Below are 246 nucleotides of genomic sequence, written 5' to 3'. Positions count from 1 at the left end.
CCATTAGCGGCATGCAGTTCAATGCCATCAAAGCCTGCCTCAATGGCATTCAATGCGGCTTGACGGTAATCTTCGATCACTTGCTGAATATCGGCTTTTGTCATCGCTCTAGGCTGAACGACGTCAACAAAACCAGGTTCATCACTGCCATTATCAACGAATACTTTGACGTTTTCCGCTTTTAATGCGGAGGAAGAAATCGGTTGCTTACCACCGATGTTATCTGGGTGAGTGACTCTTCCCACC

1 pseudogene is annotated in these 246 nt (G+C 47.2%); it reads right to left on the bottom strand.

The features are described from left to right. Positions 1-246, bottom strand: a pseudogene (locus AB4486_RS23510) (alkene reductase); the annotation flags it as partial.

The sequence above is a fragment of the Vibrio sp. 10N.222.55.C6 genome (assembly GCF_041473395.1).
GTDB lineage: Bacteria > Pseudomonadota > Gammaproteobacteria > Enterobacterales > Vibrionaceae > Vibrio > Vibrio crassostreae_C.
Note: the sequence above shows the minus strand (reverse complement) of the source record. Positions and strands in the feature narration are given on the sequence as shown.